The organism is Sphingomonas sp. DC1600-2 (genome assembly GCF_049897605.1).
Lineage (GTDB): Bacteria > Pseudomonadota > Alphaproteobacteria > Sphingomonadales > Sphingomonadaceae > Sphingomonas.
Genome location: NZ_JAFCWO010000001.1, coordinates 104928 through 120446 on the forward strand (window position 1 = coordinate 104928; position 15519 = coordinate 120446).

The following is a 15519-nucleotide window of genomic DNA, read 5'->3' on the forward strand; positions in this document are numbered from 1 at the left end:
CCGTCACCCCGGGCTTGTCCCGGGGGCCACCGCGCCGCGTACCGTGTCCGTGCGGTTGGGTGGGCCCCGGGACAAGCCCGGGGTGACGCGCGGGGCGTATTTTGTGGATTGCCAGAGCAATGATCGCCGAAGCTGGCCTTGCCGCTTTGTGGTTCGCCGCAGCGCTCGCGTTGCTGCAATTGGTGCTGGCGGCGCTTGGGGTGTGGCGGACCAGTCGCCTGTCCGTTGCGCAGGGGGCTTCGACAGGCTCAGCCCGAACGGGACAAGAGGGCGACGCCGCGAAACGCCTACTGACCGATGAGATCATGGCGGCGGTGCGCCCGGTCGCGGTGGTGCAGGGGTTGCTCGCTTTGCTGGCGATGCTGCTGCTGATCACCGTGTTCGCGCGCAGCGACATGTCGGTGCTGCTGGTCGCCGAGAACAGCCATTCGGACAAGCCGATGTTGTACAAGATCGCCGGCGCATGGGGCAATCACGAAGGCTCGATGCTGCTGTGGGTGACGATCCTCGGCATAGCCGGGGCGGCGGTGGCGGTGCTCGAACGCACGCTCGCCAAGCCGACGCTGATCGCGACGCTCGGCGCGCAAGCCGCGATTGCGCTAGGGTTTTACGCCTTTCTGCTATTCTCCTCCAATCCGTTTGCGCGGCTCGATCCGGCACCAGCCGATGGCAATGGCCTCAACCCGTTGCTGCAGGACCCCGGCCTCGCCTTCCATCCGCCGACTTTATACATCGGCTATGTCGGCATCTCGATTGCTTTCTCCTTCGCGGTCGGCGCGATGGTGACGCGCGATGTCGGTCCGGCTTTCGCGCGCGCGATGCGACCGTGGGTGCTGGGCGCGTGGATTTTCCTGACGCTGGGGATCACCGCAGGCTCCTATTGGGCCTATTATGAACTGGGCTGGGGCGGCTGGTGGTTCTGGGACCCGGTCGAGAACGCCTCGCTGATGCCGTGGCTGGCGGCGACGGCTTTGCTGCATTCGGTGACGGTGCTGGCGACGCGCGACGGCTTGCGTGCGTGGACGCTGATGCTGGCGGTGGTCGCCTTCTCGATGTCGATGATCGGCACCTTCCTCGTGCGATCGGGCATCCTTACCAGCGTGCATGCCTTTGCGGTCGATCCGACGCGCGGCAGCTTCATCCTCGCCTTGCTCGCGCTGTATATCGGTGGTGCGATGCTGCTGTTTGCGCTGCGCGTCGGCACGGTCAAGCAAGGCAACAGCTTCGATTTCGTCAGCCGTGAAGGCGCGCTGATCGCCAACAATCTGCTGCTGACGGTGATCCTGGGCATTGTGCTGATCGGCACGCTCTACCCGATCGTGGCGGCGGCATTCGGCACACAATTGTCGGTCGGCCCGCCCTTTTTCGACAAGGCCGCCGGGCCGGTCGCTTTGGTGCTGGTGGCGGTGATGGCGGCGGGCCCGCTGTTGCGCTGGCGGCGCGATACGCTGGCGGCGGTGCTCGCGCGAATGACGGTGCCGGTCGCGGCGACGGGCGTGGTGTTGATCCTGCTGGCGACGATCGGGGGCGTGGCCTTGCTGCCGATGCTCGGGCTGGCGTTGGCGGTCGGGCTGGCGGCGGCGAGCTTGGCACCTTTGTGGAAGCGCAACCTGCGCCGCACGCCGCTGTTCACCTATGGCATGGTGGTTTCGCATCTCGGCATCGCGGTGAGCCTGGCCGGGATGGCCTGCGATACGGCGTTCACGCAGGCGACGCTGGTTGCGGCGCGCGTGGGGGAGCCGCAGCATGTCGGGCCGTTCACCGTGACGCTTGATGGGATCAAGCCGGTGATTGGGCCCAACTGGTCGGCGCTGGAGGCGCGGCTCAGCGTGCGGCGGGGCGATGACGGCGCGACCTTCTATCTGCGGCCGCAATCGCGCTTTTTTGCCAATCCGGTGACGGTGACGAGCGAATCCGCGATCGCGACGCGCTGGGACGGGCAGCTCTACACCGTGCTGGGCGAGCCCGACGGCACCGGGCGCTGGCAATTGCGGCTGTGGTGGAAGCCGTTCGTGACGCTGATCTGGCTGGGCGGTGCGCTGATCGCGATCGGGGGGGCGCTGTCGTTGCTCGGGCGGTTGGCGCGTGGGCGACGCGCGGCTTTGCGCGAGGCATATGCATGAAGCGGCTGCTGATCTGGGTGCCGTTCGCGGCGGCGGTCGCGTTGCTCGCAGTGATCGGCTGGGGCCTGTACAAGCCCGCCGACCGCACCATTCATTCGGCGCTGGTCGGGCAGCCTTTGCCCAAATTCGACCTGCCGCCGATCGTGCCCGGCAAGCCGGGGCTGGCGACGACCGCGTTCGCCAAGGGTAAGCCGCGGCTGCTCAACGTCTTTGCCAGTTGGTGCATCCCGTGCATCGCCGAGGCCCCGCAATTGCTCGCGCTCAAACAGGCCGGGGTCGAGATCGATGCGGTGGCAGTCCGGGACACGCCCGCTGCCATCGCCGATTTCCTGGCGCGCAATGGCGATCCTTATGCCGCGATCGGCGATGACAAGGTCAGTGCGGTACAGCTCGCGCTGGGTTCTTCGGGCGTGCCCGAGACCTTCGTGATCGGCGGTGACGGGCGGATCGTGCTGCAGCATGTCGGCGACATTCGCGAGGAGGATGTGCCGGGCCTGATCGCGGCCGTAAGGAATGCGCGGTGAGGCGGCTGGCCCTCCTTTTGCTGATCGCGTCCAGCCCGGTTTTTGCCGACAGCAAACAACCGCCCGCGCCGCTCGCCAACGTTCAGCTGACGGATCCGGCGCAGGAGCGGCAGGCGCAGGCGCTCATGGTCACGCTGCGCTGCGTGGTGTGCCAGGGCCAGTCGATCGCCGACAGCAATGCCGAGATGGCGGGGGACATGCGTTCCCTGGTGCGTACGCGCATCGCGGCGGGAGAAAGCCCGGAAACGATCCGCGCGTGGTTGGTCTCGCGCTATGGCGACTATGTCAGTTACGATCCGCCGCTCAGCGCGCTGACCGCGCCTTTGTGGATCACCCCGCTGGTGCTGCTGGCGCTGGGCGCGTGGCTTGCGCGGGCGAGCTTCAAGAAGCGGCGGCGGGCATGAACTGGGGAATCCTGCTGGTCGTCGGGATTGCGACGGCGGCCCTGTTGTCGGCGCTGGGCGTGTCGCGATCCTTGTGGACGATCGCGGGCGCGGCGCTGATGCTGGGGGCGGCGGGTTTTGCCGCGCAGGGGCCACGCCATGTCCCGGGCAAGCCGGTTGCCGCCGATGTTACACCGATCGCGATCGACCCCGGCATGGTCGCGTTTCGCGACGCGATATTCGCGCTGTCCCCTGCCGACGGCCTGGCATTGGCCAGCGCCGATGCGCGGTTGCGCGATGGCGACGCGCGCGCCGCCATCGATGGGCTGCGCGGCGACATTGCCTTGCGTCCGCGCGATGCGGCGCTGTGGACCGGGCTTGGCTATGCCTTCGCGCTGCATGACCGGGCGGTGTCCCCTGCGGCGAAGTTCGCGTTTCGCCGTGCGGTGCTGCTCGCAACCGAGACACCCGGACCGTTATTCTTCCTGGGCCTCGCTTATGTCGATGTCGGGGATCTGGCGGCGGCGCAGCCGGCCTGGCACTCTGCGCTTGCGGCAACACCGCCGGGTGCGCCGTACCGTGCCGATATCGCCGAGCGGGTGATGGCGCTGGATCGATTCCTGAGAGTGGCGGCGGCGCATTCTACAAAGCCGTGAAACGGAAATCGCGAAAGCGCGCGTTGCCTGTGCCTGCCGCATAAAGCCCCGGGCGCAGCATCAGGAAACCGCCGCGCACATTGTGGTGATAGCCTGACACTTCCATGCCGCGATCGAAGCGTGCCCAGGTGCGTCCGCCATCGCCGCTGGTGTCGAAGGTGACGATGTGGCGATCATTGGTGACGCGCAGCCGCATCCGGTGCCCGTGCGGATTGTGCGGGCGGCCGCGCTCCTGGCCATATTGGTGCGTGACGAAGCGCTCCTGATCGAAGCCGAGGCCGCAATAGAGTGTGTCGTCATAGAAGAGCAGCAGCCCGGCGGTGGTGCCGGGATCGATCTCGATCTCGCAGTCGAAGCGATAGGCGGTGTCGCCTGCGATCAGCAGCAGGGGGGCCGAATCGACCGGCGCGGTGCCGCTGGCGGTGAGCGTCAGTGTGCCATTGGCGACCGACAGGCGATCGGTCTCGTTCGGGCGCGGGCGGAAGAAGCTCCAGCGCGTGCCGAGCGCTGGGGCCTGGAAATCATCGGACAGGGCCATGCCGTGCGGCATCGCGCTGCCGCCCTTGGGCTTGGCGAGCGGGCGCGACAGATCGCCGCCCATCATTTTGAACCAGCCATCGGCGGTCCAGGCGACGGGATCGAGCAGCGTCTGCCGCCCGAGCGTCCAATAGCCGTTCTCATAGCCGTGATAGAGCGCCCACCAATCGCCCGCTGGCCCTTCGACCAGCGAGGCATGGCCGCGCGACCACCAGCGTTCGGATCGGTCGCGCGTGCGCACCAGCGGGTTGGCGGGGCAGTCCTCCCACGGCCCGTGGATCGAGCGTGCGCGGGCGGCGATCACCATATGCCCGGTCGGCGGCCCGGCGGTGCCGCCGACTGCGGTGATGAGGTAGAAATAGCCGCCGTGCCGGACGATCTTGGGGCCTTCGGGCGAGAAGCCCTCGACCACCCAATCGCTCGGATAGTGCCACGGATCATAGACATGCTCGGGTGTGCCGACCGTCGACAGGCCATCGGCGGACAGGCGCACGCGGTCGCCGCCCGACAGGAACAGCCAGCGCGAGCCGTCCTCGCCGACGACATGGCACGGATCGATATGGGCGTGCAGGCCGAGATCGACGGGCTCGCTCCACGGCCCTTCGATGCGATCGGCATGGATCACCCAGATCGAATTGGGCGAGGCCTTGGTCGGGATATAGAGGAAATAGCGCCCGTCATGCTTCGCGAGGCTCACCGCCCAGACCGAGCCGATAGTGCGGTGGAGCGCGGGGCCGATCGGCCGCCAGTTCACCAGATCGCGCGAATGCCACAGGATCAGGCCGGGATAGGAATCGAAGCTGGAGAAGGTCAGGTAATAGTCCTGCCCGTCTTTCAGGATCGCGGGGTCTGGGCGATCGCCCGACAGCACGGGATTGAGGAAGCGCCCGTCGCCGAGATCGGCGATGCGTTGCTGATCCAGCCCGCGCCTGTAATCGGCGGGGGTGTCGGGCGTGGCGGCGGAGGCGGTGGGCAGCAGCAGCGCAGCGCTGCCGCCAGCTGCGGCGAGCGCGTCCCGGCGCGTGAGGCGCATCAAACCCTCCGGGCGCGGCGCGCCAGTTCGTCGCTGCGCATCCGGCCGTGATCGAGCAGCACATGGTGATAGCGCGCCAGCGCTATGCCCGATCGACCGCGTGCGCCGTCTTCGATGGCGAGCGCGAACAGCATTTCGGTGGCGCGCGTCATCGGTTCCTGCGCGACCCGCGCGAGATCGGCGTCGAACGGGGCGAAATAGGCGGGTTCGCCCTGCCACGCGACGATGCGCGCGCGCGCTTCGGCGAGCGAAAGGCCGTGGAGATGGATGGCGAGATCGACCAACGCCCGGCCAATGCGGAACAGTCGCCAGTGGAGATAACCGAGTTCGGCCAGCGGATCGGCGGCGTAGACGCCCGCATCGGCAACACGGCGTTCGATATAGATCGCCCATCCCTCGGCAAAGCCCGGCGCATAATCGAGCCGGAGCGGGTGCGGATCGGCAGCGGCTTCCAGCGGCATCTGCACCATATGGCCGGGGAGCAATTCGTGCGCGACGACGCTCGGCAGGGTGAACGCCGGGCGATCGGCGAGGCGCTGAAGGTCTGGGACGTAGCCGCCCGGCTGGGTGGGCGTGGGCAGCGTGCGATAGCCGAAATGGGCGGCTGCGCGGTCGGCGGCGGTTGGGGGATTCGCGGCGACGTTCAGGCACCAGCGCGGCACGGCACCGACCACGGCCGGGACACGGGCGCGTAGCTCCACCAGCCACCGGTTCATATCGGCCAAAGCGGCGTCGGGGCTGGCATAAGCCTGGCGAGGGTCGCGCCACAAAGCGGAGAAGCGCGCGCCGGTAGTGGCCCCCGCTATCCCCAGCCGCGCGAACAGGGCATCGGCGCGGGCGGCGCAGCAGCGGCGTTCGGCCTCCAGCCGGGTCGCCGCCGCGCGCGGATCGACGTCATTGCCGAGCTTGCGGCGGAGCAAGAGCGTGGCGTGCGCCGGGGTGCGCGGCGGCCCCTTGGCGCGGGGATCGACTGCGAAGCGGCGCACGATCTCGAGGTCGATTGCCAGCCCGGCGCGGGCGGTATCGAGGTCGAGCTGCGCAGACGGGCCAAGGCCGTTCCGGTCATATCCTGCCAGCAGCGACAGCGCTGCTCCCGGATCGTGCGGCAAGGCCGCCGCCGCATCGAGCGCCGCGCGTAAGGGCGCAGGCGGCGTGGCTCGCACGCGCCCGGCCAGCGCCAGCGCCGCGCCACCGGCGAGCAGCGCGCGCCGCGTCGTCATGGCGTGCGATCGGCGATGGCGACGGTGTTGTTCTGCTGGGTGACTTCGGCACCGCCATCAGCCTGTTCGACACGAACCAAGAGCTGTTGCGGGTCGATGCCCGTGGGCACCGTCAGCGTCACCTGCGCGGTTTTGGGGATGAGATCGCCCGGCGCGGCGAGCGGCGGCACGGCGGCGCTGGCGATCCTGCGATCCTGCTGCCACAGCGACACGCGGCCCGCCGTGGTTGGCACTGCGCCTAGGCTGTGGACGGTGACCGTGACGCGCTGGCCCGCAACGCGCACATCGTCGCGGCCAATGCCTAGATCGGGGCGGGTTTCGACCGGCGTGGTGGGTGTCACCAGCGCAAAGTCGAGCACGGTCTCGCCCGGCGCGAAGGTGAGCGGGATCGCGGCGCTGCGCTCCAGCGCGACCGTCGTGCGCTCAGGTGCCGCGCCGCGCTCGGTTGCGATCGACCAGCGTCCGGCGGTGACGTTCCACGCCGTCATCGTCGCGGCTTGCGGGCGGTTGCTGGTGTTATAGGCGATCACCTTGAAGCGGTCGCGCGTCGCGCCGGGCAGCAGAATCGCGACCTGCTCCGCCGCGTCCGGCGTGGCGAAGCGCCAGCTCACCGTATTGCCCGGCCAGGTCTGGTTGCGCTTCAGCGCGATCCCGCCGAGCCGTTCGCGCTGCAGGATGTCGCTTGGCTGTTCGACGCGGTCGCTCCACCAATGGCCGTCGGTGTACATCGCCATATGCTGCATCTTATCGGCGATCGCCTCGCCGTGCAGCGTGGCGAGCACGTCTAGATCGCCCGTTGCCGACCAAGCGGCATAACGGCCGAACGGCTCCTCGCTTTTGGCCGCCCGCGCGCGCAACGCGGTGCCATCGGGCAAGGCGGTGAAGGCGTTTTCGTTGAATTCGGCCAGCCCCGCCGGACTCTTGGCGACCCGCGCCTCGATCGGGCGCAGATATTTGGCATCGCCGGTAAAGCGCCACGCCGCCCAGCTTGCCTGCAGCGGCGTGCTCACCCCGCCGCCATCGCCGACACGCTCGGCATCGCTGCGCCAGTTGATCTCATTGGGGTAGGACCACGCGCCATCGGCCCCTTGTTTGCCATGCGCCATCCAGCCGTCGATCACGCCCGTCACCAGCGCGCGCGCGGGCGTGCTGCCATTATACAGGCCGAGCAGGATCGGCGCGTGCAGCACGGTGAAGCTATAGGGCTTCTGCCATTCCCACGCCCCCTCGCGGTACATCATACGCCCGCCATACCAGTTGCTGGCGAAATGCAGATGGCCCGCAGGGTTCTTCAGGATCACGCCTTGCAGCGCCTTGGTCGTTTCCATCAGCCGCTCGACTGAGCGCGGCTCGCCCCAGTTGAGATAGAGCCGCTCGGCATCCGAGTTGAGCCCTTCCTCATACGCGTGAAGCTCATCGGTGGTGATGTAGCCGAGGCCGTTCACCCGCATTCCGTTGGTGTACGCGGCATCGGCGAGGGCGCGCAGCGAGGCGTTGATCTTGTCGGGCTCAACCCCCATCAGCGCGAGGCCGGGCCATTGCTGCGTCAGATCGGTATCGTCAGAAATACCCCCGCCAAAATCGCCATACGGCAACTGGCGGTGATCGATCCACCACGTAACGAACTGCCGCACCAGCTTCAGATCCTCCAATTGGCGGAACGCCCAGAGCGGCACGCCGGGCGGCGCGGTCGGCTGGGTTATGGCGGGCAGGTTTTCGGGGCGGTAATTGATGTCCGCCCAATATTGGCGGGCCGTCACATTGTCGGGGTCGACGCGCAGCAGGTCGGTCACGTCGCCGAACAGGCGCGCATAGAGCGCCGCGCGCTTGGAGGCGGTGTGCTCCTCGACCAGAAAGCCCCAATTGTCCTTCACCTGGTTGAGCCGGTCGGCGATATGTTCGGGCAGCGCCGCCGCGCGATCCTTGAACACCAAACGGATTTTCGCGCCGTTGAGCGCGGCGGCATCGAAGCTGGGCAGCGCCGAGGCGATGCTGAGGTACAGGCTGTCATTCGACAGGATACGGTCGCGCAGGTCGAGCCACAGCGTGCGCGGCGTGCCAGCCGGCACGCTGACCGACAGGTCGATCAGGTCGCGCGCGGGCCAGATCGGGTCCTTGACGCGGAGGTTGAGCGGGATCGGCCCGGTGCCGCTGAGCGCGGGCAAATCGATTGCGATGCCATCGAGCCCGTCATGCAGATTCTGCCAGCCATAATCGAAGGCACGCGCCAGCGGCTTGTCGGCATAGGCATCGCCAAGGCTGGCCGGGATCAGGATATGGACGATCGGCAGGCCGCGCGTGCGCGTCTGCGCTGGCGCGCCCGCCCCCGCTGCCGCCGCGCCAACCGCCGCCTTGATGCCGGAGCTGGGCAAGGCGACGACCATGCTGCGCTCGTCCGGCGCATAGCGGCCGGTGATGAAGGATTCGAGGGTGGCGAGCGCGGCGATCCGGGTCGAGGCGGTGGCGTTAACGGTGTAGGAGAGTTTGAACGATCCCGCCGGTTCCGCGCCCGGCTTCACGTCATAGGCCCACAGCTCCTGGATCGGCTGCTCCTGCACCGTGTTGACGAAGCTGAGCGTGCCGCCTTGCCGCTCGGGTATCGCGCTGACGCTGCGGACGGTGCCTTGCGCGCGGGTGGCGAGCGTGGTGGTTTGTCCAGCGTCCGACCATAGCAGCGATCCATAGGCCGCGCCGCGAATTTCGACGCGGTTGAAGCGTTCGCCGGGCGGCACGGTCAGGTCATAGCGCTTGCCGCCTTCGACATAGACGTTCCAGTCGGGCAGCTCGAAATAATCGTCGCGGCCGGGCAGTTTGGAGCGGTTATAGACGCCGGGCCAGGTCGTCTCGGCGATGCCGTCGACGCCCTTCCACATCCACTCTTTCAAATCCTTGGCGTCGGCGAACTCGACCTTGCGCACGGTGGTGACGGGGGCATCGAGCACCGGCGGCGCGCCCGCATCCCAGCCGTAACGGTGCAGCCAGGCGGTGCGGCGGGCGGCGGCGTCCTCGGAAGGGGCGGGGGCTGGATCGCGCTTGTCGGCGAGCGCGGCGATGTCGCTGGCGGCCAGCATCCGGTCGTACACGCGAATCTCGTCGAGATCGCTGCCGCGCATGAAATTGTAGCGGCTCTGCACTTGGTGGGGGGAGAGCACGCGCCCGGCGAGGCCGAACTGGTCGAGCCCCGAATCGAGATCAGCGACCTGATCCTTGCGCGCGACTTCGCGGCCATCGACGAAGAGGCGGACGCCCTTGGTCTCGTCCCAGGCGAAGGCGATGTGCTTCCAGGCGTCGGCAGCGGGTGTCTGCGGGATCGTCCAGGAGACGCGGATGCGCGATAGGTTCGCATCGGTGACGAAGGCATCAAAGCCATGGCCGTTCCAGTCGATTCGCAGGAACGCCATGTCCCAGCTGCTGTGATCGGCAAAGCCCGCGCGGAAGATGACGAAGGGCGCGACGCCGAGCGGCTCGCGCGGCCGCCAGAAGAAGCTGAGCGTGCCGCGCTGCGCACGCATATTGCCCGGTGCCTTCCACGCGACATAGCCATCATCGGCCCAGCGCGCTGCGCCGCCGATCGCGCCATCGGGCACGACGCTGACGCCGCTGCGGAAATTGGGCACCGGGTCGCCCGCGGCAGTGTCCGCGGTCAGGCTCTTGTCGGCGGAAACGCGGAACAGCAGGCCGGTCGCATCCTGCGCCGCCGCCGGGGTGGCGACAGCGATGGCGAGCAGGCTCGCCAGCCCGGTCTTACAGCGCATCGACACGCGCCAGTCGCGGCGAGAGCAGATGGATGACACCGACCGCGATGAGATACACGCTGCCCGCGACCGCGAAGATCAGCGTGTAGCTGCCCGTCGTTTGCAGGATGTAGCCAGTGAACTTCGCCATCCCCATGCCGCCGATCGCGCCGACCATGCCGCCAATGCCGACCACCGATCCCACCGCCTTACGCGGGAACATATCCGACGGGATGGTGTAGAGATTGGCCGAAAACGCCTGATGCGCGGCCGTCGCCAGCCCGACGATCCCCACCGCCGCCCATAGATTGGCGATATATTGCGCAAAGAAGATCGGCATCACCAGAAAGGCGCAGACCAGCATCGTCGTCTTGCGCGCGGCATTGGCCGACCAGCCGCGCTTCATTAGCCGTGAGGAGGACCAGCCCCCGGCGATGCTGCCAAAGTCCGAGATCAGATAGATCACCACCAAGGGCGGGCCGAAGCTCTTCAAATCGAGATGATAGGCTTTGGACAGGAAATCGGGCGTCCAGAACAGGAACAGCCACCAGATCGGGTCGATCAGGAACTTGCCGAGCGCATAGGCCCAGGTCTCACGATAGCCGAGCAGCCGCGTCCACGCGATCTTCTGCGCGGGGTCGGCGGGGTCGCTTTCGATATGGGCGAGTTCGGCGGCGCTGAGGCGCGGCTGTTCGCGCGGCCGGCGGTAGATGGCGATCCAGGCGACCAGCCACACCAGGCTCGCGACCCCGGTGACGATGAACGCCATCCGCCACCCGAAGGCGAGCGTGATCGCGGGTACGATCAGTGGGGTCACCACCGCGCCGATATTGGCACCGGCGTTGAACACGCCCGTCGCCAGTGCCCGCTCGCGTGCCGGAAACCATTCGGAGACGGCCTTGATGCCCGCCGGGAAATTGCCCGATTCGCCAAGGCCCAGGACCGCGCGGGCAGCCGCAAACTGCAAGGTCGATCCGGCAAAGCCGCACAAGGTGTGGCCGAGCGTCCAGATGATGAAGGCGATCGAATAGCCGACACGCGCCCCGACCCGGTCAACGATCGAGCCGAAGCTGATATAGCCGATCGCATAGGCCGCCTGGAACCAGAAGACGATGTCGGCATAGGCATTCTCGTCCCAGCCGAATTCGCCCGAGATGTTGGGCTTGAGCAGCCCGATCATCTGGCGGTCGACATAATTGATCGCGGTGGCGGCAAAGAGCAGGCCGCAAATCACCCAGCGATAGCGTCCGACCGTGCTTGCGTCGGCCGCTATCGTCCCGCTTGCACCCGTTTCGATCGGAAGTTCGGCCGTCGCCATCATCTCTCTCCTGTCGGCGGCCCTGTTTCGAACCTTTGCCGGATCATAATCGCGGTTATTGGGCGGCGATGCTACACGCCACCGTCAGTCGGTTGTCGAAGATGGCCGAAATTTGCGCGCCAATGTGAACTTGGTGGACGCCGCTGACCGCTCCGGACGAGATCCACTGCCCTGCGCTGAGCGCGATGCCACGCTGCGCCATCAGTTCGAACAGGAAGCGGGCTGCGCCGAAGGGGCCATCAAGCATGGCGGCGGCGGTGGCGACCCCGGTCGATGCGCCGTCGATGGTCAACTCGACCGGCCATTGATTGAGGTCGAGGTCGCGCCAGTTGGCAATATCGGGGCCGATCACCAGCCCGTTATTGTTTCCGAAATCGGAAATGGTGACACCGGGGCCATGGTCGTTGATGCCGCCAAAGGGCGAACTGGCGATTTCGATGCCGACACACACCCGGTCGATCAGCGCGGTCGCTTCGGCCAGCGTATAATCGATCTTGGCAGGGTCGGGTGCCGTGCCGATCCGCAGCAGAAATTCCGCCTCTGCCGCCGCGAATCCGCCAGCATAGACGGTCATCGCGCGTGGGGTTTCTCCAGCGTCGAAAGTCTGGTCGGCGAAGATCGGCCCGGCGAGGCGGTCGGCCCCCTCCAGTGGCGGGTTGATCCGCCCGACCTTCCAGCCGGCGATCACGCGGTCGGCAAGCGCAATGGCGGCGTCCTGCATCGCATAGGCTTCGGCGAGCGCGGCGGGCATGGTGCCGGGGTAATCGACCAGTGCGGACGCGCTGCGCCGGGCGCTGACAAATTCGGTTGCGACTCGCGCGATATTGTCTTGACGTTTCTTGGCCTGCACGTGGCTTCATCCCCTCATGGATCGCTAGGACGATCTCGACGACTGGGTATGGGAAACCGGTGTCATTGACAAGAGGGATCGCGGATCGGCGCGATCAGCCGGAAAGCGCAGTCGCCCAATCGCCGTCGAACGCAGCCTGCGCGGCGAGCGCGATCGACTGCGCAGCCTCCGAATCTTCGGCCAATGCCCCCGAAAAGCCCAGTCTCGCCGCGATCAGCCGGGCCAACACCGCGCGAGCGTCGCCCGTTGCCGCAAGATCGGCGAGGACGGAGCCCGCCGGGTCCAGGATCGGAACCCCCGCGCGCGCGCGCTGCATCAGAAAGGCGATCCAGCAGCCGAGCGCGGCGAGCACATGGCGCGGCAACCGGCCCTGCGCGCGGTGCGCCGCCAGCGTGTCGCCGAGTCGATAGGGGATCTTCTGGCTGCCATCGGCGGCGATCTGCTCCAGCCGATGGACGATCGCGGGGTTGCGGAAGCGGGCCAGCACCGCCGAACGATAGCCATCGAGATCGAGCCCGGCGACGGGCGGCAACGTCGGGATGATGTCGTCGCGGATCATCGCATCGATGAATCCGGCCAGCGTGGCATCGCCCATCGCGTCGGCGACGCTGGCATGGCCGCGCAGCAAACCGGCATAGGCCAGCGTCGAATGCGACCCGTTGAGAATGCGCAGCTTGGCCTGTTCATAGCCCGCGACATTGTCGGTCAACGTCGCTCCCGCGCGACCGAGCGCGGCGCAGACCGGATCGTCGAGATCCTCGATCACCCATTGCGCGAATGCCTCCCGCTGCACGGCGGCGCGGTCTTCGACGCCGAGCACCTCCGCGACATCGGCATAGAGCGCTTCGTCGGCGGCGGGGGTGATCGAATCGACCATCGTGCCGGGCACGCGGACATGCGTGGCAATCCACGTCGCCAGGTCGGGCGCATGCGCCTGGGCAAAACCGATCAGCGCTGCACGCACCTTGGCCCCGTTATTGGCGAGGTTGTCGCACGGCATCACCACGAAGGGCGCAATCCCGGCGGTTTGGCGCGCAGCGAGCCCCGCAATGATCCAGCCGATGACGCTGCGCGGTACAGCAGGCGCGGCCAGATCATGGACGATGTCGGGATGCGAGAGGTCGAGCGTGCCGTCCGCCGTGAGGCAATAGCCCTTCTCGGTCACCGTCGTCGTCACCAGCCGCACTGCAGGGTCGGCGAGCAGGGCAAGCGTCTGTTCTGCGTCGTCGGGGGCCAGAAAGCGGCTGTGAGCACCGATGATGCGATAGGCGGGCGCGATGTCGCGGATGGCGAGCGTGTACAGCCCCTGCTGCTCGGTCAGCGCCGCCACCGTTCCCGCGCTGCGCAGCGACACCGCAGCAATGCCCCAACCCGGCTCGCCGTCGAGCAGCGTATCGATATAGGCCGCCTGGTGCGCGCGGTGGAAGGCTCCGGGGCCGAAATGGACGATCCCGGTGGTCGGCGGTGCGGTGCGGTTGGGGCGGGCCACCTGTGCTGGCACAGTATCGAGCGTGCCATATCCCAAACGCGTCATAAGGTTACGCCCCGCTTCCAGATTGCGATTTCGCGTTCGCCATTACGCTCGGCGGCGGTCGCCGCGCCAGACGCAATCGCGCAGACTTGCGTGGCCAGCGCCTGCGCCACCGTGTCGAAGCCGTGACCGAGAACTTCGCCTGCGTCGAAGTCGATCCAGCCTGGTTTGCGCGTGGCGAGTGCGCTGTTCGAGGCGATCTTGATCGTCGGCACCGGGAAGCCGAGCGGCGTTCCGCGCCCAGTGGTGAACAGAATGGCGGTCGCCCCCGCTGCGGCCAGCGCGGTGCAGGACACGGCATCGTTGCCCGGTGCCTCGAGCAAAGTCAGCCCGGCTCCGCCGACGCGCGCGCCATAGGGGATGACGTGGGATACCGGTGCGCGTCCGGCTTTCTGCACGGCCCCCAGCGATTTTTCCTCCAGTGTGGTGATGCCGCCCGCGACATTGCCGGGCGAGGGATTCTCCGACACCGGCTCGCCATGGTCGAGGAAATAGCGTTTGAAAGCATTGACCATCGTGACGATGCCGTCGAACACGCTTTCGTCGACCGCGCGGTCCATGAGCAGGCGTTCCGCGCCGAACATTTCCGGGATTTCGGTTAGCAACACGCTTCCGCCTGCCGCGACCACGCGCTCGCTGATGCGGCCGACGAGCGGGTTGGCGGTGAGCCCCGACAAGCCATCGGACCCGCCACATTTCACCCCAAGCACCAGCCGGTCGAGCGCGACGGTGCTGCGTTTGCTGCGTGCGAGCGCGACCAGTTCGGCGACCTTGGCCACGCCCTCGTCAATCTCGTCCCCGGCCAATTGCGTGACGAGCGTGCGGATGGCGGAACGCCGTCCCTCCGGGATTTCGCGCAGCAAGGCGTCGATCTGGTTCGATTCGCACCCCAGCCCGACGATCAGCACGCCGCCGGCATTGGGGTGGCACGCGAGCGCAGCCAGGATGCTGCGCGTACCGTCAAGGTCGTCGCCAAGCTGCGAACAGCCAAAGGGATGGGTGAAGGCGTGGACTCCGTCGACGGCACCGTCGGCGCTCTCGTTCACCAATGCGGCATCGGCCTGCGCGGCGATACGGGTCGCGGTGCGCGCGACGCAGCCGACGGTCGGGAGTATCCAGATTTCATTGCGCGTGGCCACGCGCCCGTCGGCGCGGACATAGCCTTGGAAGCTCGCCGCTTCTTGCGCGTCGCTCGTCGGTGCGGGGGGCTTGGGGGTGAAGTGATAGTCGAGCGTCCCGTCGAGCGCGGTCGCCAGATTGTGCGAATGGACGTGCATGCCGGGCGCGATGGCGACGGTGGCCGTGCCGATCGGAAAACCGAATTTCAGCACGGGCGCGCCCGCGGCGATCGGCGCGATCGCCACCTTGTGTCCGCTCGGTATGGCGACAAGCGCGATGACCTCGTGACCGTCGTAAGTGACGGCATCGCCCGCCGACGCAGGTTCGACCAAGGTCGCGACGCTGTCGTCGGGATGCACCAGAAGGGCTTTTGCCACGCCTCGCTCGCTTATTTTGGGTAACCGGTATCAGCCTCTGCCTCAGGCGCGTATCGCTTGGCAAGGGCACCAATGCTCGCCGTAGCGCGCCGTCGGACTAGCCAAGCCGGTCAT

At 67.4% G+C, this 15519-nt stretch carries 11 protein-coding genes; 4 read left to right on the forward strand and 7 right to left on the reverse strand.

What is annotated here, in order from left to right; all coding sequences use genetic code 11:
• Positions 1-119 precede the first annotated feature (119 nt).
• Genes ACP7BL_RS00575 through ACP7BL_RS00590 form a run of 4 tightly spaced genes read left to right on the forward strand, consistent with a single transcriptional unit; the run spans position 120 to position 3686 of the window.
• Positions 120-2123 (forward strand): heme lyase CcmF/NrfE family subunit, encoded by a 2004-nt coding sequence (locus ACP7BL_RS00575; RefSeq protein WP_426257341.1) that lies wholly within the window; start codon positions 120-122, stop codon positions 2121-2123.
• Entirely contained in the window at positions 2120-2647 is a 528-nt protein-coding gene (locus ACP7BL_RS00580; RefSeq protein WP_126846743.1) for a redoxin family protein, read from the forward strand. The genes ACP7BL_RS00575 and ACP7BL_RS00580 overlap by 4 nt, the downstream gene beginning before the upstream one ends.
• Positions 2644-3051 carry a cytochrome c-type biogenesis protein gene (locus ACP7BL_RS00585; protein ID WP_126846745.1) on the forward strand — a complete coding sequence of 136 codons (408 nt, stop codon included), beginning with the start codon at positions 2644-2646 and terminating at the stop codon, positions 3049-3051. The genes ACP7BL_RS00580 and ACP7BL_RS00585 overlap by 4 nt, the downstream gene beginning before the upstream one ends.
• Positions 3048-3686, forward strand: a complete 639-nt coding sequence (locus ACP7BL_RS00590) for a tetratricopeptide repeat protein (protein WP_426257342.1) — start codon at positions 3048-3050, stop codon at positions 3684-3686. The genes ACP7BL_RS00585 and ACP7BL_RS00590 overlap by 4 nt, the downstream gene beginning before the upstream one ends.
• On the opposite strand, the gene ACP7BL_RS00595 is transcribed toward ACP7BL_RS00590, so the two are convergent.
• From ACP7BL_RS00595 to ACP7BL_RS00625, 7 genes are all read right to left on the reverse strand, one after another.
• A complete protein-coding gene (locus ACP7BL_RS00595) occupies positions 3673-5256 on the reverse strand; it encodes a family 43 glycosylhydrolase (protein ID WP_426257343.1) in 1584 nt (527 codons plus the stop codon). The genes ACP7BL_RS00590 and ACP7BL_RS00595 overlap by 14 nt on opposite strands.
• Positions 5256-6476: a DUF885 family protein gene (locus ACP7BL_RS00600; RefSeq protein WP_137903154.1), complete on the reverse strand. Its 1221-nt coding sequence runs from the start codon at positions 6474-6476 to the stop codon at positions 5256-5258. The genes ACP7BL_RS00595 and ACP7BL_RS00600 overlap by 1 nt, the downstream gene beginning before the upstream one ends.
• The gene (locus ACP7BL_RS00605) at positions 6473-10231 is read right to left on the reverse strand and encodes a LamG-like jellyroll fold domain-containing protein (RefSeq protein ID WP_426257344.1); all 3759 of its coding nucleotides are present in this window, start codon (positions 10229-10231) and stop codon (positions 6473-6475) included. The genes ACP7BL_RS00600 and ACP7BL_RS00605 overlap by 4 nt, the downstream gene beginning before the upstream one ends.
• Positions 10221-11528, reverse strand: a complete 1308-nt coding sequence (locus ACP7BL_RS00610) for an MFS transporter (protein ID WP_426257345.1) — start codon at positions 11526-11528, stop codon at positions 10221-10223. The genes ACP7BL_RS00605 and ACP7BL_RS00610 overlap by 11 nt, the downstream gene beginning before the upstream one ends.
• A 55-nt stretch (positions 11529-11583) precedes the next feature.
• On the reverse strand, positions 11584-12378 hold the full coding sequence (locus ACP7BL_RS00615) for a 2-keto-4-pentenoate hydratase (protein WP_426257346.1): 795 nt from the start codon (positions 12376-12378) through the stop codon (positions 11584-11586).
• Positions 12379-12472: 94 nt separating this feature from the next.
• Positions 12473-13912, reverse strand: coding sequence for a mannitol dehydrogenase family protein (locus tag ACP7BL_RS00620; RefSeq protein WP_426257347.1), 1440 nt, complete (start codon positions 13910-13912; stop codon positions 12473-12475).
• Positions 13909-15405: a UxaA family hydrolase gene (locus ACP7BL_RS00625; RefSeq protein ID WP_426257348.1), complete on the reverse strand. Its 1497-nt coding sequence runs from the start codon at positions 15403-15405 to the stop codon at positions 13909-13911. Before ACP7BL_RS00625 ends, ACP7BL_RS00620 begins: the two co-directional genes overlap by 4 nt.
• Positions 15406-15519: the final 114 nt, after the last annotated feature.

Excerpts from the sequence above, each read along its gene's own strand:
- ACP7BL_RS00575 (WP_426257341.1), top strand. The coding sequence starts at position 120 with ATGATCGCCGAAGCTGGCCTTGCCGCTTTGTGGTTCGCCGCAGCGCTC.
- ACP7BL_RS00580 (WP_126846743.1), top strand. The coding sequence starts at position 2,120 with ATGAAGCGGCTGCTGATCTGGGTGCCGTTCGCGGCGGCGGTCGCGTTG.
- ACP7BL_RS00590 (WP_426257342.1), top strand. The coding sequence starts at position 3,048 with ATGAACTGGGGAATCCTGCTGGTCGTCGGGATTGCGACGGCGGCCCTG.
- ACP7BL_RS00595 (WP_426257343.1), bottom strand. The coding sequence starts at position 5,256 with ATGCGCCTCACGCGCCGGGACGCGCTCGCCGCAGCTGGCGGCAGCGCT.
- ACP7BL_RS00600 (WP_137903154.1), bottom strand. The coding sequence starts at position 6,476 with ATGACGACGCGGCGCGCGCTGCTCGCCGGTGGCGCGGCGCTGGCGCTG.
- ACP7BL_RS00605 (WP_426257344.1), bottom strand. The coding sequence starts at position 10,231 with ATGCGCTGTAAGACCGGGCTGGCGAGCCTGCTCGCCATCGCTGTCGCC.
- ACP7BL_RS00610 (WP_426257345.1), bottom strand. The coding sequence starts at position 11,528 with ATGGCGACGGCCGAACTTCCGATCGAAACGGGTGCAAGCGGGACGATA.
- ACP7BL_RS00620 (WP_426257347.1), bottom strand. The coding sequence starts at position 13,912 with ATGACGCGTTTGGGATATGGCACGCTCGATACTGTGCCAGCACAGGTG.